This is a genomic window from Allobosea sp. WAO (assembly GCF_001509835.1).
In the GTDB taxonomy this organism is placed as follows: Bacteria; Pseudomonadota; Alphaproteobacteria; order Rhizobiales; family Beijerinckiaceae; genus Allobosea.
Map to the genome: position 1 here is coordinate 180,795 of NZ_JXTJ01000012.1, position 17,888 is coordinate 198,682.

17 protein-coding genes are annotated in these 17,888 nt (G+C 66.9%); 9 read left to right on the forward strand and 8 right to left on the reverse strand.

All coding sequences use genetic code 11. The annotated features are described in order from the left end of the window. Positions 1–77 precede the first annotated feature (77 nt). Complete coding sequence (locus DK26_RS22450) at positions 78–1,280, reverse strand: HlyD family secretion protein (protein ID WP_066477296.1); 1,203 nt, start codon at positions 1,278–1,280, stop codon at positions 78–80. Between the two features lie 143 nt (positions 1,281–1,423). Here DK26_RS22450 and DK26_RS22455 point away from each other — a divergent pair, with 143 nt between their 5' ends. Further along, complete coding sequence (locus tag DK26_RS22455; RefSeq protein WP_184231688.1) at positions 1,424–2,092, forward strand: TetR/AcrR family transcriptional regulator; 669 nt, start codon at positions 1,424–1,426, stop codon at positions 2,090–2,092. A 21-nt stretch (positions 2,093–2,113) separates the two neighbouring features. Here the strand turns inward: DK26_RS22455 and DK26_RS22460 are convergent, their stop codons facing one another. Next, entirely contained in the window at positions 2,114–3,049 is a 936-nt protein-coding gene (locus DK26_RS22460) for a DMT family transporter (protein WP_066477302.1), read from the reverse strand. Positions 3,050–3,254: 205 nt separating this feature from the next. On the opposite strand from DK26_RS22460, the gene DK26_RS22465 reads away from it, so the two are divergent. Beyond that, positions 3,255–3,584 (forward strand): four-helix bundle copper-binding protein, encoded by a 330-nt coding sequence (locus DK26_RS22465; RefSeq protein WP_066477304.1) that lies wholly within the window; start codon positions 3,255–3,257, stop codon positions 3,582–3,584. A gap of 64 nt (positions 3,585–3,648) precedes the next feature. Here DK26_RS22465 and DK26_RS22470 read toward each other — a convergent pair whose 3' ends face one another. Then, on the reverse strand, positions 3,649–4,683 hold the full coding sequence (locus DK26_RS22470; RefSeq protein ID WP_066477305.1) for an aspartate-semialdehyde dehydrogenase: 1,035 nt from the start codon (positions 4,681–4,683) through the stop codon (positions 3,649–3,651). 519 nt (positions 4,684–5,202) lie between these two features. Between DK26_RS22470 and DK26_RS22475 the strand changes: the two genes are divergently transcribed. Next, positions 5,203–6,246, forward strand: a complete 1,044-nt coding sequence (locus tag DK26_RS22475) for a hypothetical protein (RefSeq protein WP_066477306.1) — start codon at positions 5,203–5,205, stop codon at positions 6,244–6,246. A gap of 138 nt (positions 6,247–6,384) precedes the next feature. After that, a complete protein-coding gene (locus DK26_RS22480; protein WP_066477308.1) occupies positions 6,385–6,687 on the forward strand; it encodes a hypothetical protein in 303 nt (100 codons plus the stop codon). 67 nt (positions 6,688–6,754) lie between these two features. Here DK26_RS22480 and DK26_RS22485 read toward each other — a convergent pair whose 3' ends face one another. From DK26_RS22485 to DK26_RS22495, 3 genes are all read right to left on the reverse strand, one after another. Next, on the reverse strand, positions 6,755–8,191 hold the full coding sequence (locus DK26_RS22485) for a homospermidine synthase (protein ID WP_066477312.1): 1,437 nt from the start codon (positions 8,189–8,191) through the stop codon (positions 6,755–6,757). A gap of 257 nt (positions 8,192–8,448) precedes the next feature. Further along, entirely contained in the window at positions 8,449–8,985 is a 537-nt protein-coding gene (locus DK26_RS22490; RefSeq protein ID WP_066477313.1) for an N-acetyltransferase, read from the reverse strand. A 228-nt stretch (positions 8,986–9,213) separates the two neighbouring features. Continuing rightward, positions 9,214–10,359: a type III PLP-dependent enzyme gene (locus DK26_RS22495; protein WP_066477314.1), complete on the reverse strand. Its 1,146-nt coding sequence runs from the start codon at positions 10,357–10,359 to the stop codon at positions 9,214–9,216. Positions 10,360–11,024: 665 nt separating this feature from the next. Between DK26_RS22495 and DK26_RS22500 the strand changes: the two genes are divergently transcribed. Further along, positions 11,025–12,602, forward strand: a complete 1,578-nt coding sequence (locus tag DK26_RS22500) for a glucan biosynthesis protein G (protein WP_066477315.1) — start codon at positions 11,025–11,027, stop codon at positions 12,600–12,602. Between the two features lie 15 nt (positions 12,603–12,617). Here DK26_RS22500 and DK26_RS22505 read toward each other — a convergent pair whose 3' ends face one another. Then, positions 12,618–13,046, reverse strand: coding sequence for a RidA family protein (locus tag DK26_RS22505; RefSeq protein ID WP_066477316.1), 429 nt, complete (start codon positions 13,044–13,046; stop codon positions 12,618–12,620). A 182-nt stretch (positions 13,047–13,228) separates the two neighbouring features. On the opposite strand from DK26_RS22505, the gene DK26_RS22510 reads away from it, so the two are divergent. Further along, the gene (locus DK26_RS22510; RefSeq protein ID WP_066477317.1) at positions 13,229–13,927 is read left to right on the forward strand and encodes an AprI/Inh family metalloprotease inhibitor; all 699 of its coding nucleotides are present in this window, start codon (positions 13,229–13,231) and stop codon (positions 13,925–13,927) included. A gap of 16 nt (positions 13,928–13,943) precedes the next feature. On the opposite strand, the gene DK26_RS22515 is transcribed toward DK26_RS22510, so the two are convergent. Then, complete coding sequence (locus DK26_RS22515) at positions 13,944–14,549, reverse strand: GNAT family N-acetyltransferase (protein ID WP_066477319.1); 606 nt, start codon at positions 14,547–14,549, stop codon at positions 13,944–13,946. A gap of 308 nt (positions 14,550–14,857) precedes the next feature. Here DK26_RS22515 and zapE point away from each other — a divergent pair, with 308 nt between their 5' ends. The 3 genes from zapE (at position 14,858) to mdh (ending at position 17,846) form a co-directional block, all read left to right on the forward strand. Further along, the gene (gene zapE / locus DK26_RS22520) at positions 14,858–16,036 is read left to right on the forward strand and encodes a cell division protein ZapE (protein WP_066477322.1); all 1,179 of its coding nucleotides are present in this window, start codon (positions 14,858–14,860) and stop codon (positions 16,034–16,036) included. 3 nt (positions 16,037–16,039) lie between these two features. Further along, on the forward strand, positions 16,040–16,639 hold the full coding sequence (locus DK26_RS22525) for a TetR/AcrR family transcriptional regulator (RefSeq protein ID WP_066477324.1): 600 nt from the start codon (positions 16,040–16,042) through the stop codon (positions 16,637–16,639). Positions 16,640–16,883: 244 nt separating this feature from the next. Further along, complete coding sequence (gene mdh, locus DK26_RS22530; RefSeq protein ID WP_066477327.1) at positions 16,884–17,846, forward strand: malate dehydrogenase; 963 nt, start codon at positions 16,884–16,886, stop codon at positions 17,844–17,846. Positions 17,847–17,888: the final 42 nt, after the last annotated feature.

The window sequence follows — 17,888 nt, forward strand, 5'->3', positions numbered from 1 at the left end:
GGGGGCGCTGGATCATCCTTCGAGACGCCATCCCCAACGGGACGGCTCCTCGGGATGGGGCTGGTGTGCTGGTCGGCTCAGTGCTTCTGCGGCCTTGGATCGATGCTGACGACCACCGACATGCCCGGCCGCAGCGTGTGGCGGGCGACCGCTTCGGGCGCCAGCGCGATGCGCACCGGCACGCGCTGGACGATCTTGGTGAAGTTGCCGGTCGCGTTATCGGCGGGCAGCAGGGAGAACACCGAGCCGGTGCCGCCGGCGATGCCGCTGACCGTGCCCTCGAAGACCTGGCCGGGCAGGGCGTCGACTGTGATCGTCGCCTTGGCGCCGATCTTCAGCGGGCCGACCTGCGTCTCCTTGAAATTGGCGTCGACATAGACCTGGTCGAGCGGAACGATCGACATCAGGCGCTTGCCGGCGCTGACGAGGTCGCCGAGCTGGACATTGGTGTTGGCGACGAGGCCGTCGATCGGCGCGGTGATCCTGGTGAAGGAGAGGTCGCGCGCCGCCTTCTCCTCGGCGACCTTGAGCTCGTCGGCCTGGCGTGCGGCCTCGACGCGCTGCGCCTGCAGCACCTCGATATTGGCCTTGGCCTGAGCGACGCCGGCCTGGGCGCTGGCGAGCGCAGCGGCAGCCTGGTCGCGCGCGGCGGTGGCAGCGTCAAGCGTCGCCTGCGAGCCATAGGACTTGGCGGCGAGGCTGTTGGCGCGCTCGAAATCGGCGAGGCTGCGGGTCACGGCCGCCTCGGCGGAGGTCGCCTGCGCCTGGGCCTGTAAGAGGCTGGCGCGGGCGGCGTCGGTCTGGGCGTCGATGCGGGAGAGGGTGGCGGCGGCGGTCGCGCTCTTCGCCTTGGCGCTGTCGAGGGCGATGCGCTGGTCGCCATCGTCGAGGCCGACCAGCGCATCGCCGGCCTTGACCTCCTGGTTCCGGGTCACGGAGACGGTCGCGACATTGGCCGCGAGCTTGGCCGAGATCGTCGCCATTTCCGCGCCGACATAGGCGTCGTCGGTCGAGACGATGAAGCGGCCATTGCGCCACCAGTCGAGGCCGAACCAGCCACCGGCGGCGAGCACGGTCCCGGCCAAGAGGATCAGCGCCATGCGCTTGACCGGCTTGCGGCCGGCAGGCGGCGCGGCTGCGCTCTGCTCGTTGCCCGGTGCCGCTTCCTCCGGCTTGCGCGCTTCGGCAGGCGGCTGCGCCGTCTCGAGGCGTGCGTCGACCAGCTTCAGCCGGTCGCGGCGGGCCTCGGAATGCTTCTCGGTGAGGGTTTCGGCCGTCATGTGTTGCCCTGACGATTTCAATTCGAACCAGTCAGTTCGATGAGGGCTTGAGATAGCGCCAGGAAAGAGGCATATCAAGGGCAAATCGAACTAGGTGGTTCGATTATTTTTGCAGGTGCGAGATGCGCCGCGGATGGAACGAGATGACTGCGATAGCTGAGCGGCCAGCCAGATCCCGAGCCCGCAACCGGCGCGTCGCCGGCGCGGATCCCGACAAGCGCCACCAGATCCTGGAAGGCGCCCATGCGGTCTTCACGGCCCGCGGCTTCGACGCATCGAGCATGGCGGACATCGCCGCTGCGGCGAACGTCTCCAAGGGCACGCTCTATGTCTATTTCGAGGACAAGGAGCATCTGTTCGTCGCGCTGATCGAGCGCGAGCGCGAAAAACAGAAGCAGGGGATCTACGAGGCGCTCGCCGATATCCCCGACCTCGCCCAGGCCCTCTCCCGTTTCGGCGAAAGGCTGGTCAGGCTGATCACCGGCGGATTCGCATTGAGCGCCCAGCGCATCGTGCTCGGTGTCGCCGAGCGCATGCCGGAGCTCGGCCGCGAGTTCTATGAGCGCGGTCCGATGCAGGGCACACGACGCCTCGCTGCCTTCCTGCAAAGGCGGGCCGAGCTCGGCGAGCTTTCGATCGAGGATCCGGCGCTGGCCGCTTCGCAGTTCATCGATCTCTGCCAATCGACGCTGACGCGCCCGCGCCTCTTCAACGCTGTGCCGATGCCGCCGGACGACGAGGAGATCGCGCGGGTGGTCGCCTCGGCCGTGGCGATGTTCTTGGCGCACTATGCGGTGAAGAGGCCGGGCTAGGTCCGGCTTTCGGTCCGCCGCTCAATCCCGGATGAGCGGTCCGCGGGCGCGAAGGCGCTCGCGATGGGCGATATAGAGGCCGGAGGCGCTGATGATGACCGCTCCCAGCCAGGTGAAGCGGTCCGGCAGCGCGGCGAACATGAAGTAGCCGAAGATCGAGGCCCAGAGCAGCTGCAGATAGGCGAAGGGCGCCAGCAGCGAAGCATCGGCATGCCTGAAGGCGAGGATCACGAACCAGTGGCCGATCGTCGAGGCGACGCCGACGAAGACGCCGAGCCAGATCGCCTGCGCCGTCAGCGGCTGCCAGCCGAAGGGCTGTAGCAGGCTCAGCAGTAGGAAGCCGATGATGGCGGACCAAGCCAGGGTGGTGACCGGGTTCTCGGTCGCGCTCATCATCCGCGTGAAGATCAGCGCGAAAGCCCAGGACGAGGCCGAGAGCATCGGCAGCAAGGCGGCGAGCTGGAAGCCGGCCCCGCCGGGGCGCACCACGATCAGCACGCCGATCAGTCCGACAATGGTTGCCGTCCAGCGCCGCCAGCCGATCCTCTCGCCGAGCAACGGGATCGAGAGCGCGGTGACGAAGAGCGGCGAGATGAAGCTCGTCGCGGTGGCGTCGGCGATGGGCAGGTATCTCAGCGAGGAGACGAAAAGGATCGAGGAGACGGTGACGGCGATGCCGCGCGCCAGCTGGAGTTTTGGACGCCTTGGCTTCAGCGCCGCCATGCCGCCCGGAAGCGTGACTGCGAGCATGATGAGGGCGAAGGCGGCGTAGCGCAGCCAGGTGATCTGGAGCGCCGGAACGGTCTCGGCCATCAGCTTGGAGACGGCGTCGGCGCTGGAGAGGAAGGCGCCGCCGAGCAGCACGAGCCCGATGCCGCGCAGCGAGTTCTCGCGCCGCGGAGCGGGGTGCTGCCCGCTCTGTGCGGGCTGCGGGGCAGGGCTTGTGGACTGTCGCACGCTGTCCGCTGCGGGAGGGAAGGTGCGTAGAGCCTAGCAGGTTAGCCCGGCAGTGCTCGCGCTAAGACGGAAAGGCGGGCATGCGTGCGAGCGACGGCGGCTCTCCGGACCGTTCGATTGTTACATCATGTTGCAGTCGGGAACTGCAGCAGGCCGGAGGACTTGCTTGGGCAGGGGTTGACCCTTTCCAGCAAGGAGACTGCGCATGCATACGAGTTCCGCCATGCAGGCCTGCATCGACAATTGCCTGCGCTGCTACCGCACCTGCCTCGACATGGCGTCCTCGCATTGTCTCGAACTCGGCGGTGAGCATGCGAAGCCGGCTCATATCCAGCTAATGCTCGCCTGTTCGGAGGTTTGCCGCAGCGCCGCGCATCTGATGCTGCTCGGCACGCCGCATCACCGCCATCTCTGTGAGGAATGCGCCGAAATCTGCGAGGATTGCGCCCGCGATTGCGGGCGCGTCGGACAGATGGAGGATTGCGTCAGGGCCTGCCGGGCCTGCGCCGAAAGCTGCCGCAAGATGGCCGGCTGAGCTGGCGGAGGATTTGCGCGTCGCGGCGAGGTTCGCCGCGACGCGCGATCGATGGGAGTTCGCCTCAGGCCGCCTGCTTGCGCGGCTGGATCAGCTTGCGGTTGACCAGCACCTCGGCGATCTGGACCGCGTTCAGGGCTGCGCCCTTGCGCAGATTGTCGGAGACGCACCAGAAAGCGAGGCCGTTCTCGACAGTGTTGTCCTCACGGATGCGCGAGATGTAGGTCGCGTCTTCGCCGGCCGCCTCATGCGGGGTGATGTAGCCACCGGGCTCGTGCTTATCGATGACGAGGATGCCCGGAGCGGTACGCAGGATCTCGCGCGCTTCCTCGGCGGTGACCGGCTTCTCGCACTCGATGTTGACGCTCTCGGAATGGGCGATGAAGACCGGCACGCGTACGCAGGTGGCGGTCAGCTTGATCTTCGGATCGAGGATCTTCTTGGTCTCCGCCATCATCTTCCACTCTTCCTTGGTGAAGCCGTCTTCCATGAAGACGTCGATCTGCGGGATGAGGTTGAAGGCGATGCGCTTGGGGAACTTCTTGGAGGCGACCTCGCCGGCCGAGAACACGGAGCGGGTCTGGTTGAAGAGCTCGTCCATCGCCTCCTTGCCGGCGCCGGAAACCGACTGATAGGTCGAGACGACGACGCGCTTGATGCCGAAGCGCTCATGCAGCGGCTTCAGCGCCACGACGAGCTGCGCGGTCGAGCAGTTCGGGTTGGCGATGATGTTCATCTTGGTGAAGCCGGCGGCGGCGGCCGCGTTCACTTCCGGCACGACCAGCGGCACGTCGGGATGCATGCGCCAGGTCGAGGAGTTGTCGATGACGACGCAGCCCTGCGCGCCGATCTTCGGCGACCATTCCTTCGAGACGGCCCCGCCGGCCGACATCAGGCAGATGTCGGTGTCGGAGAAGTCGTAATGATCGAGGGCCTTCACCTTCAGCGTCTTGTCGCCGAAGGAGACCTCGGTGCCGATGGAGCGCTGCGAGGCGAGCGCCACCACCTCGCTGACGGGGAAGGCACGCTCGGCCAGGATGTCGAGCATCTCATGGCCCACATTGCCCGTGGCGCCGACTACCGCGACCTTGAAGCTCATGCTGGAATTCCTTCTGGCGAAAACCGGTTCAGCCTCCCCGGGGAAACCTTCACCGCCGATCTCGATCGCGGTTCCGGCCGTTGACCCCGGCCGGGGGGGAGAACCCGGAATCGAGGCGAAGCGTCAGCGCAGCGTCCGGGTTTTCCCGGTCGCCGTTTTGGTCGTGCATTTCGTCGTCGGACGGAAGGTCACAGAGCCAACCCAAAGCTGAGCATCATCGCGAAGCTGGAAGGATAGCAGCTTCCAGCAGGCCTTCCCAAACACCGGCGCCGGCAAAAAGTCAAATCGCCGGGCGGCGAGCGGCAGCCCCGGCGGCGTTAACCCTGCCTCCTTACCTGGCGTTGACCCTGTTTCACGATCGCAGGCCGGCGGTAACGAGCCGCTGACCGGCACGACCGAAGCTGCTCGCGGGTGAGGAGCGGAGGCGGCGGCAGAAGCCGGCCGCACCGCATGATGTCGGGTCGTGCCGTGTCCTTGGATATCAAGACCGCTATTCGCGCGTGGTTGCGAGATGTGCCGTTGCGTCTGTCGAGGCCGGCGCAGGCCGTGGAGGCGCGGCCCGTACCGTCGCAGGCGAGCCAGGGAAGGCGCCGCGATGCGGTGACGCTGCTGATCGATTGCGCCGACGCGATCGAGGCCGGTGCGGTGCGTCTTGCCCGCGCTGCCGGCCGAGTAGGGCGCTCGGCGGGCGCCGGGCTGACGCATGGGCTGATCTGGCGTGGCGTTGCTGCGGCGACCGGTATCGGCTTGACCGCAACGCTTGTCGCCGGACTGTCCTCTGGCGAGCCGGAGGCGGCGCTGCCGACCCTGTCGACGATGGTGCCGCTCGAGGCGCCGGCCGGACCTGCGATCCGCGACGTGCGTATCCAGGCGGTTCCGGCCGCCTTTGGCGAGGATGGCTGGATCAGCATCGCGCGGCCGGTCGCGCTCTTCGGGCTGGAGACCCCCGAACTCGGCAAGCGGACCGGCTATGAGGCGCGGCGCAGCCAGGACGGTACGCGCCGCGAGGACGTGCTGAGCTTTGGCGAGTTCGGCGAGGATAAGCCGTTGCTTGCGCTCAAGCTGCAGGTCAACCGCGAGAGCGGCGTGCAGGGCGCCCCGGCCGGGCTGTCACAGCCCTTCGTGATCGCCCTGGTGCGCGAGAGCGCGGCGCGCGGGCTCTCGGTCGGGCGCAGCGGCGCGACGACGCCGCTCGAAACCAAGTTCGGCATGGTCGAGACCGCCGATATCAGCCTCAATGACGGCAATGCCGGGCGCGCCTGCATCGGCTTCCGTCATCTCGACGGATCGGCGCATCTCTCCTTCTCGGGCTGGTGGTGCGGCGGCGAGGGCAAGCCGGCCGACCGGGCCCAGCTCGGCTGCATGCTCGATCGGATCGAGCTGCTCAGCGCTGGCGATGATTCTGAACTGCGAGCGCTCTTCGCGAAGGCCGAGCCGCACCGCAGACCGGGCTGCTCGGTGCCGCGTCAGGCGGCGGCTGGGCGGAAGGGCGCCGGGCTCGAAGCCGACGGCAAGGCTCCGGCCCTGAAGACGACTTCCGGCAAGCAGGGCCAACTACGTTAGGGACGATCCGCGGTAACGGCGTCGTGACCCCCGTCCACCCCTAGCAAGGCGCAACAAAAACATTAACTCTGGCGTTGTACCGTTGCGTCACCGATTGGACATCAGCCCCGGCGGGGCAGCCGCCTCAGGAGACCTCCCATGCGTTCGTTCTCGCGTCTAGCCGCCGGCCTCGCCATCTCACTCGCCGCCACGACCTTCGCCGTCTCTCTGGCAGAGGCGCAGGAGCGGCGGCCGCTGCGCATCACTGTGCAGAAGCGCAGCTATTTCGACGCCGGCAACGTCGTCGCGGTCGGCAGCATGAACCGCTACGCGACTCAGAACATCATCGCCAGCCCGGTCTATGCGGCTGCTGGCGAGCTCTATGGCGAGGGCACCTTGCCGCCGCGCATCGGCGGCGGCCGCAACCCCTTCGCCAACAGCTTCTCGACGCCGCGCTTCTGATACCGCGCGCAGGCACCAGAACGAGAAAGGCCCGCCGGAAGGCGGGCCTTTTTGCTTGCGTCGCTGGTCAGCGCACCAGGATGTTGCGGAACTGCCAGGGGTCGGAGGTGTCGATGTCCTCCGGGAACAGGCCCGGGCGGCCGTCGAGCGGGGTCCAATCAGTGTAGTAGCCGGCGACCGGGCCGAGATAGGGCCGCTGGATCTCGAGGCAGCGATTGACGTCCATCTCCTCGACCTCGACGATGCCCGCCTTCGGGTTCTCGAGCGCCCAGACCATGCCCGCGAGCACGGCCGAGGTTACCTGCAGGCCGGTCGCGGTCTGGTAGGGCGCCAAGGTGCGCGCCTCCTCGGTCGAGAGCTGCGAGCCGAACCAGTAGGCACCCTTGGCGTGGCCGTAGAGCAGCACGCCGAGCTCGTCGATGCCGTCGACGACCTCGTTCTCCTCGAGGATGTGGTGCTCGGTCTGCGGCCGGCCGGCATTGCCGAACATCTCGTGCAGCGAGAGCACGGCGTCGTTGGCCGGGTGGTAGGCGTAGTGGCAGGTCGGCCGGTAGATCGCCTTGCCGCTGTCGTCGCGCACGGTGAAGTAGTCCGAGATCGAGATCGACTCGTTATGCGTGACGAGGAAGCCGTATTGCGGGCCGGGCGTCGGGCACCAGCTCCTGACCTTGGTCTCGGCGCCGGCCTGCATCAGATAGATCGCGGCCTGCGACCCGGTCTCGTGGGTGAAGGCGTTGTCCGGCATCCAGCGTTCATGGGTGCCCCAGCCCAGTTCGGAGGGCTGCACGGCTTCCGAGATGAAACCTTCCACCGACCAGGTGTTGACGAAGACGCCCGGCGGCTTCGGATTGCGGGAGCGCTGGGTGTCGCGCTCGGCGATGTGGATGCCCTTGACGCCGGCATGCTGCATCAGCGCGGCCCACTCCTCGCGGGTCTTCGGCTCCGGCACGTTCAGGCGCAGATCGGCAGCGAGATTGAGCAGGGCCTTCTTGGCGAGCCACGAGGCCATGCCGGGATTGGCGCCGCAGCAGGAGACGGCCGTCGTCGAGCCGGGCGCGCGGGCGCGCTTGGCGGCGAGCGTCATCTCGCGCAGCGCATAGTTCGAGCGCTCGGCCGGGCCCTTGCTCTGGTCGAAATAGAAGCCGAGCCAAGGCTCGTTGACCGTGTCGATATAGAGGGCTCCAAGGCTGGAGCAGAATTCCATCAGGTCGCGCGAACCCGTGTCGCAGGACAGGTTGACGCAAAAGCCCTGGCCGCCGCCCGCGGTCAACAGGGGCTCGAGCATGGACTTGTAGTTGTCGATCGTCACGGCTTCGTGGATGAAGCGGATGCCGCGTTCGTCCAGAAGCGCCCGATTGTCGTCGTCGGGCGCGATGACCACGAACCGGCTCTTGTCGAATTTAAGGTGCCGCTCGATCAGCGGCAGTGTCCCGCGGCCGATCGAACCGAAGCCGATCATCACGATCGGGCCGGTGATCTCGCCGTGTACGGGCCAATCCATCATTCTTTTCAACTCCTGGGTTAGATTTTCAACTGAAGCGTGGCTCGTATGGGGTTGGGACCCCCACGTCAATGCTGAGTGGCAAAAACCCCCGCCTTTGCAGTCGGTTGGCTTGGGTTTCGAGGCGCCTGCGCCGCCACGCTCGCCCATCAAGGTGACGGCTGAATGAAGCTTGCTCGGGATCGTGCGGGAGCGCAGGCCCAAACGAAAACGGGCAGGCCTGTGGCCTGCCCGTCAATGAGGATTGCTATTCCCCGGTTTCAGGCGGCGCGACGTCGGAGACCGTCCATTCCCTCGGTCGCGACGAGCGCGCCGGTGGGCTTGAGCACGCCGCTGACGCCGGCGAGGGCGCCGTCGCGCAGTTCGAGGCCGAGGAAGCGCTCACGCTCGACCGGGCCGGGCATGGCAAGCTCGGCCATCGGTGCGGCCGAGAAGCCGAAGCGCTGATAGTAGGGCGCGTCGCCGACGAGCAGGATCGCGCCATGGCCGCGATCGGCGGCGCGGGTGATCGCCTCACGCATCAGCGTACCGCCAAGCCCTTCTCCATGCAGTTCCGGCGCAACCGCGAGCGGGCCGAGCAGCAGCGCCGGCCGGCCATTGGCCTCGACATGCCAGAGGCGGACGGTGGCGATGACGGCGCCATCGCGCTCGGCGGTGAGCGCCAGGCCTTCGGCCGGCAGACGGCCTTCGCGCAGGCGCTCGCTGGACTTGGCGGTGCGGCGCTCGCCGAAGCAGCGGTCGAGCAGGAGCTCGCGGGCCGGGACATCCGCGGCGATTTCCTCGCGAATCGTGATCATGGCGCACCTCCGGCCGGAGCACCCGCGCCTCCGCGGACCTTCCCGGCGCCGCGCGAACGCGGCCTCTATGTCAGGGAATGGGGAAATTGGGTCCGGCGGGAGCCACGTCCGCGCCCTCCATTCTGGAGGCGCGAACGCTCCGCCCGGTTTCCCGGGCGGCCTGCCGATCCTGGCAGGGCGCTTCGCCGGACCCGATTCACAAGGGGCGGCCAGCGCCCCCGTCAAACGTCAGATGACGTACTGCTTCAGCGGCGGGAAGCCGTTGAAGGCGACGGCCGAATAGGTCGTCGTATAGGCGCCCGTGCCTTCGATCAGCACCTTGTCGCCGATCTCGAGCGAGAAGGGCAGCATGTAAGGCGTCTTCTCGTAGAGCACGTCGACCGAATCGCAGGTCGGGCCGGCCAGCACGCAAGGCACCGTGGCGTCGCCGTCACGCTCCGTGCGGATCGGGTAGCGGATCGCCTCGTCCATCGTCTCGGCCAGTCCGTTGAACTTGCCGATGTCGAGATAGACCCAGCGAACCTGGTCGTCCTCGCTCTTCTTCGAGATCAGGACGACCTCGGCCTCGATCAGACCGGCTTCGCCGACCATGCCGCGACCCGGCTCGATGATGGTCTCCGGCAGGCGGTTGCCGAAATGCTTCGACAGCGCCTGGAAGATCGCATCGCCATAGGCCGGAACGCCCGGGATCGGTCGCAGATAGCGGGCCGGGAAGCCGCCGCCGAGATTGACCATCGACAGCGACATGCCGCGGGTGGCGCACTCCTTGAACACCGCCGAGGCCGAGGCCAGGGCCGAATCCCAGGCGTGCACGTTCGCCTGCTGCGAGCCGACATGGAACGAGATGCCATAGGCGCGCAGGCCGTTGCGATGGCCATGCTCAAGCACGTCCGCGGCCATTTCGGGCACGCAGCCGAACTTGCGCGAGAGCGGCCAGTCGGCGCCGGCGCCGTCGCAGAGAATGCGGCAGAAGATGCTCGCATCCTGCGTGCCGGTCAGCTTGGCCGCACGGACGATCTTGTCGGTCTCGGCAATGCAGTCGACGGCGAACAGGCGCACGCCGAGCTCCATCGCGCGAGCGACGTCGCGCTCCTTCTTGATGGTGTTGCCGAAGGAGATGCGGTCCGCCGTGGCGCCGGCCGACAGCGCGAGCTCGATCTCGACGACCGAGGCGCAATCGAAGCAGGAGCCGAGCTTGGCCAGCAGGCGCAGCACTTCCGGCGCCGGGTTCGCCTTGACCGCGTAGAAGACGCGGGTGTCCGGCAGCGCCCGGGAGAAGGCGACATAGTTCTCGCGCACGACCTCGAGGTCGATCACGACGCAGGGACCATCCTCACGGCGGTCACGCAGAAATGCACGGATGCGCTCGGTCATCGGCGCGACTCCTCTTCGGCGCAAGCGGCGCCGATACGACGTGTAGCCGGTTGAAACGTTCGCGATCCGAGGCGCGATGGAGACGCCAAGGACAGCGGACGAAACGTCCGGACCCGAAAACACCGTCGATTGGGAGATTTATCCCCGCACGGCCGGCAATGAAGGACAAGCCTCTTCGGTGTTGACCTTTGGAGGGTCAACGAGACCAAAAAAGCCCGCTCCGTCGTTGCTTTAAGCTACGTCCCCCGTGGAGATTCGGGGTTCGCCGGTTTCGCCTCCGGCTGCCAGTCGCTGTTCGGGAGCGGCCCTCTTGCGAAGACCGGGAGCGTGATTTGAGGGGATATCCATCCCCCTCCATCCGTTTCCCATCCCTGGCGGCTGTCCGGCCTCTTGTCCGGATGCCCACCGACCGGCACGCGGCCACAGGCACGTGCGAATTGGGTAAGGCCCATATACGGACGGGTGACCCCGGCTTCAAGTTTTTTCTTACGCCCGGACGCGGTTTTTTTGGCGAACGCGGCGCGAGATTCCAAAGAGTGGTTGCTAGAGTGCGGCGACCGCCTCGGCAGCGGCCGGATCCGGCCCTAGACCGGCCCCATTTCATCGCCTAAGTCATTGTCGGAAAGCGCCTTAAGGGCGCCCTATGACTGGGACGAGCTTCTATCATGACCGTGACTGACCGCCGCCGGGTTTTGGCCGGGCTGAGCGCCGCCCTGTGCGCCGCGGCTGCGCCGCAGGCGCTGCTGGCCCAGCAGCCCGAGGCGTCGCCGCCGCAACCGCGATTCGGCTTCGAGGAAGTGGTGCGGCGCGCCCGCGAAATCTCGCTGGCGCCCTATGAAGCGGGACCAAGCCTGCCTGAGGCGCTGACGCGGCTCGATTTCGACGCCTGGCGCGAGATCCGCTTCCGGCCCGAGCGCTCGATGCTGGCGCAGACGAACACCGGCTTCCGCATGCAGATGTTCCATCCCGGCTTCCTCTTCACCCGGCCGGTGACGGTGAACGTCATCCGCGACGGGGTGCCGACGCCGGTACCCTACGCTGCCAATCTCTTCGATTATGGCCGCACCAAATTCGAGAAGCCGCTGCCGGTCAATCTCGGCTTCGCCGGCTTCCGCCTGCATTATCCACTGAACGATCCGCGCGTCTTCGACGAGCTGATCTCCTTCATCGGCGCGAGCTATTTCCGTGTGCTCGGCCGCGGCCAGCGCTATGGGCTGTCGGCGCGCGGGCTTTCGATCGGCGCCGGCGTGCGCGATGGCGAGGAGTTCCCGGTCTTCCGCGAGTTCTGGATCGATTCGCCGGCGGCCAATGCCGAGCGCATCACGGTCTACGCCCTGCTCGATTCGCCCTCGGCGACGGGCGCCTATCGCTTCAACATCTATCCCGGACAGGACAGCGTGCTCGACGTTTCGGCGACCCTGTTCGCTCGTCGGAAGATCGAGCGGCTCGGGCTCGCGCCGCTGACTTCGATGTTCTTCACCGGCGAGAACGACCGGCGCTTCCACGACGATTTCCGCTCCGAGCTGCACGATTCCGACGGGCTGATGATCCATTCCGGCAGCGGCGAGTGGATCTGGCGCCCGCTACGCAATCCGCGCGAGCAGGCCTCGTCCTATTTCGTCGAGCGCAATGTCCGCGGCTTCGGCCTGATCCAGCGCGATCGCGTCTTCGAGCATTATCAGGATCTCGACCTCGCCTACGAATTGCGGCCCTCCTACTGGATCGAGCCGGAGGGTGACTGGGGCGAGGGGCATGTCGAGCTGATCGAGCTGCCGACCACCGACGAGACGAACGACAATGTGGTCGCGCTCTGGGCGCCGAAGAATCCTGTCGAGCCCGGCCGCGAGTTCAGCTTCCGCTACAAGCTCTCTGCGATGCTCGATGCCGACGAGCTGCATCCCGGCGGGCGGGCGATCAACACCTACCAGGCACGGCCCAAGGCGCTGGGCTCGGGCGAGCCGGTGCCGGACGGGGCGCGGCGCTTCATCATCGACTTTTCCGGTGGCGATCTCGCCTATCATCTCAACCAGCCGGAGAAGGTCGAGATCGTGCCGTCGATCTCGAACGGGCGGATCGTGCGTGCCTTCATCGTGCCGAACCGCAAGACCGAGGGCTTCCGCGCCTTCTTCGACATCGCCGTCGAGCCCGGCCAGATGGCCGATCTGCGCGCCTTCCTGCGCTCCGGCGACAAGGCGCTGACCGAGACCTGGACCTATCCCTGGCGCGCGCCGGAACCGGCCTGAGCCGGCTGCCCGGCTTCAGAATTTCGGGGCGGTGATGCTGCGCGCCGTCTTGCGCCGCTTTTCCGGCGCGGCGGCGACGACTTCGATCTCGACCTTGAACTCCGGCAAGGTGAAGCCGGAGACGATCATCAGCGTCGAGGCCGGCGGCGGGGTGCCGACATGGGCATCGCGCGATTCCATGTAGCCCTTCATATGGGCGCGGTCGGTGACATAGGCGTTGACCCGGACGATGTCGGCGAGGGTCATGCCGGCTTCGCCGAGGATCGCGGCGATGTTGGCGAAGCAGAGATCGGCCTGTTCGCGCGGGCTTTCGGGGATCGTGCCATCGGCGGCGATGCCGAGCTGGCCGGAGCAGAACACCAGCCGCTGCCCGGCCGGGAGTTCGACGCCGTGGCTGTAGCGGGCGAAGGGGGGGCGAATCGTGGCGGGGCTGAGCGGCTTCATCGGCTGGTCCAGACTGTCGATACGGCCGGTTCTGCCATGGCGCGGGGGCCCGCGAAACCGTGAGATTGCTTGACCTGCGCGGATTTTGCCGCCTTGAACGCGGTCATGCCTTGTTCAGGCAGGAAATCTAGGGTGCAAGGAAGGTTGCGTCGGCGGTGTCGCCGGGTGGCCGAGCAATCGAGATGGCGAAGATGAATCCGAAGATGCTTCCCCTGCCGCACCTGCTGCGGCTCGCCGGCCTCCTGCCGATGCTCGGACTGGCGGCCTGTGCCGGTTCGCAGCGCTTCTCCGGTCCGGGGCCGGGCCCGGGCATGGGGCGCGGGCCGGTCTACAGCGAGCCGGTCCAGTCGGCCCCGCCGATCTCCTCGGCGCCGGTCATGTCCGAGCCGCTGCCGCCGCCGGGCGGCTATCCCGTCGCCTCGGCGCCTCCGGGAGGCGGAGCCGGTCTGCCGCCGTCGAACGATCCCTTCTTCGATCCCCAGGCCGCGCCGCAGGGCCAGCAGCCGGTCGAACGCGTGACCGAGGCGCCGCAGCTGCGCGGCCAGGTCGCCAACGCCAACCCCAATCCGACGCCGGCCCCGGCACGCAGCGCCGGCTCCTCGCGTGATGCCGTCGTCGGCAGCTGGACGGCGCAGGAGGCGACGGGTGGCTCCTGCCGGGTGCAGCTCTCGAGCGCGCCCTCTCTCGACCTCTATCGCGCCAGCGCCAATGGCTGCTCCAACCGCGAATTGCAGCAGGTCAACGCCTGGGATTATCGGGACGGCGAGGTCTATCTCTACCAACGCGGCGGCTCGGTGGTGGCGCGGCTGCGCGTCGCCGGCAGCGGCGCGATGAACGGCGCCGTCACCAAGTCCGGTGCGGCGCTCTCACTCAATCGCTGACCGCCGCTTCTGTCGCTCAGTGCGTCCGGGTAGCCGCGCCGAATAGCGCCGGCTGCCAGAGCTTGCGCTGCAGGGCGAGCGACATGGCCGCGAAGCCTTGGGCGTGGTTGAGCGCCTCGTCGAGCAGGGTGAAGGGCGTCGGGGCGCCGGTCGAGATCCGGCACTCGACGTCGTTGTAGCCTGTGACGAGTTCCGCCTCGAACTTGCGGGCGAGATTGCGCATCGCAATGTTCTCGGGAAGACAGGTCATGTAGAGCGTCCGGATACCGCGGTTGCGGGCGGCGGTGATCAGGTGTCCGAACAGCGCCTCGCCGATGCCGCGCCGGCGCCGACCCTTCTCGACGCTGAAGGCGGCCTCGCCGGTCTGCACGACGAAGTCCTCCAGGCCGCGCAATTCGGCGGCGCCGCGGACTTCTCCCTCTTCGACATAGGCATAGACCAGCCCGCCGATGCCGAAGGTGCTCTCGGCATAGTCGACGAGGAATTCGTCATTGACCGCCGTGCCGAAGCGCTCGCGCCGGGTCGCGGCGTCGAGGCGCAGAAGATGGGCGGTGAAGAGGTCGCGCTCGGTAGGCCAGAGACGCCTGACCTCGCCGTGCCTGGCTTTCGCGCCAGGTTTCATCGAACGATTCAATTGCAGCTCCTGATAAAGCGCTGTGACACGCTGCCAACCAGGAGGCGTATTCTTCCCTAACTCGGCGCTGAAGATGCGCTCGCGAATGCGGAATACAAGAGACCGGATTGCGGCAAATTACCGCTAAATGCGGGAATAATGGGCAAATCTGCTGAGCAGGCGCCGCGATGCAGTGGAATTATCCTCGGCGTTTCGAAGGGGCGGGAGTTGGTGCCGGCCTGGCCGGAATCGGCTGAAGCTTGCGGGCCGGGCTGGCCTGCCGTAACCCTCAGGCGCTCCTCCTTTGCCTCCAGGCCATGTCCGCTACGCTCCCCGAACGCTATGCCGCCCTCGTCGAATCCGGTGCGATCGAACGCGACCCGGCGCAGGTCGCGGTCGTCAATCGCCTGCAGGCGCTGACCGAAACCCTCGCCAGCCGCCGGCTGGCGAAGAAGAGCAGCGCGCTCGGCTGGCTGTTCGGCCGCAAGCAACCGCCGCCGGAAAGCGTCAAGGGTCTCTACATCTGGGGCTCGGTCGGCCGCGGCAAGACCATGCTGATGGACATGTTCTACGAGGCGGCCCCTCTGGCCTCGCGCCGGCGCGTGCATTTCCATGCCTTCATGGCCGACGTCCATGAGCGCATCCATGCCTATCGGCAGGAACTGAAGGCCGGCAGGGTCAAGGAGCCCGATCCGATCGGCCCGGTCGCGGAAGCGCTGGCGGCCGAGGCGACGCTGCTCTGCTTCGACGAGTTCACGGTCACCGACATCGCGGATGCGATGATCCTCGGCCGTCTGTTCACGGCGCTGTTCGCGGCCGGTGTCGTGGTGGTCGCGACCTCCAATGTCGAGCCGTCCCGGCTCTATGAGAACGGCCTCAACCGTGCGCTCTTCCTGCCCTTCATCAGCTTGCTCGCCGGCAAGGTCGAGGTGATCCGGCTCGATGCGCGTACCGATTTCCGGCTGGAGAAGCTCGGCGGAGCGCCGACCTATCACGTGCCGGCCGATGCGGCGGCGGGGGCGGCGCTCGACAAGGCCTTCTTCAAGCTCTCGGGCGTCGCCAGGGGCGCGCCGGTGACGATCGACATCAAGGGGCACGAACTCAAGTTGCCGCAGGCTGCTGCGGGCGTGGCGCGGGCGAGCTTTAGCGATCTCTGCGCCCAGGCCTATGGCGCCTCGGATTATCTCGCTCTGGCGCAGGATTTCCATACGCTGGTGCTCGACGACATCCCAGTGATGGATATGGACCGGCGCAACGAGGCCAAGCGCTTCATCATCCTGATCGACGCGCTCTATGAGAGCCATGTGAAGCTGGTCGCCTCGGCGGCGGCGGAGCCGACGGGGCTTTATGTGGCGCGCTCGGGCCGCGAGGCCTTCGAGTTCGACCGGACCGTCTCGCGCCTGATCGAGATGCGCTCGGAGGAGTATCTCGCCTTGCCGCATGGCCGCGCCGATTCCGCCGCGAGCGGCGAGACGACCGGGCTGGTGGAGACCTGAGCCGTGGTCGCGCGCGAGCCGAGCGAGACCCGCATCCTCTCGGTCGCCAGCGAGCATCTTAGGCTGCACGGCCTGCGCCGCTTCACTGTCGTGGCGGTGGCGGAAGAGGCCGGCATGACCCATGCCAATGTCTACCGCTACTTCCCCTCGCGCGTCGCGCTGGTCGATGCCGTGGTCGATGTCTGGCTCAAGGCGACCGAACGCAGGCTCGCCGACATCGCGGATGGACCCGATCCCGCGGAGGACAAGCTCGAGCGCCTGATCCTGGCCCTGGCCAAGGCCAATCGCGACCTGCTGCACGAGGACCCGCATCTGTTCGCAGCGCTGTCGCAGGCGGTCGCCAAGCGCCATGCGATCAGCCGGCGCAACCGCGCCCGGGTCCGCGCCCTGTTCGAGCGCGTCATCGACGACGGTATCGCCACCGGCGCCTTCGAGCCGCGCGACCGCGACCGGGCGATTGCCTTCGTGATCGACGCGACCCATCGCTTCATCCATCCGGCAGCACTCGAGCTCGAGGCGGACGTCCCCCAGGAGTCGGTCGATGCCCGGCTTTCGACGCTGATCAGGGTCGCGCTTCGGACATTGGCGACCGGCGTGATCTAAAATCCAAAAGAAAATGACATAATTTGTAAAATGTCATTGCTCGGTTTTTGACCGGCTCAGGCAGAGGGCTCGCCGGCCAAGTTTGTAATAGTTTGATTTCCTTTGCTATTCGCCGAAAAATGGCCGATTTTGGTGCCTGAATTCACGGATTTGCCATAATCTGCGCAGGGTTGAGCCCCACGCCGGGTTGGGCCAAAGAACCCACGGTTTTCCGGTTCACGTATCCAAGGACAAGGACTAGGCAATGGCCCGCAAGAAGATCGCCCTCATCGGCGCCGGACAGATCGGCGGCACCCTGGCTCACCTCGCCGGCCTGAAGGAACTCGGTGACGTCGTCCTGTTCGACATCGCCGAGGGAACGCCGCAGGGCAAGGGCCTCGACATCGCCGAGTCCGCGCCGGTCGACGGCTTCGACGCTGGCTACAAGGGCACGAACTCCTACGAGGACATCAAGGGCGCCGACGTCATCATCGTCACCGCCGGCGTGCCGCGGAAGCCCGGCATGAGCCGCGACGACCTGATCGGCATCAACCTCAAGGTGATGAAGTCGGTCGGCGAGGGCATCAAGCAGTACGCTCCCAAGGCCTTCGTGATCTGCATCACCAACCCGCTCGACGCGATGGTCTGGGCCCTGCAGAAGTTCTCTGGCCTGAAGCCGAACATGATCTGCGGCATGGCCGGCGTGCTCGACTCCGCCCGCTTCCGCCACTTCCTCGCCGATGAGTTCAAGGTCTCGGTCAAGGACGTCTCGGCCTTCGTGCTCGGCGGCCATGGCGACGACATGGTGCCTCTGGTCCGCTATTCCGGCGTCGCCGGCATCCCGCTGCCGGACCTCGTCAAGATGAAGTGGACCACCCAGGAGCGTCTCGACGCCATCGTCGAGCGCACCCGCAAGGGCGGCGGCGAGATCGTCAACCTGCTCAAGACCGGCTCGGCCTTCTACGCCCCGGCCGCCTCGGCGATCGCCATGGCCGAGAGCTATCTCAAGGACCAGAAGCGTGTGCTGCCGGCCGCCGCTGCGCTGAAGGGCCAGTACGGCGTCAAGGACATGTTCGTCGGCGTGCCGGTGGTGATCGGCGCCAAGGGCGTCGAGCGCGTCGTCAAGATCCGCCTCAACGGCGCCGAGAAGGAGATGCTCGGCAAGTCGGTCGCTTCGGTGCAGAGCCTGATCGACGCCTGCAAGGCCATCGATCCGTCACTGGCGTGAGATAGAGCGGGCGGCGAGGCCGAACTTGGCGGGTGACGATCT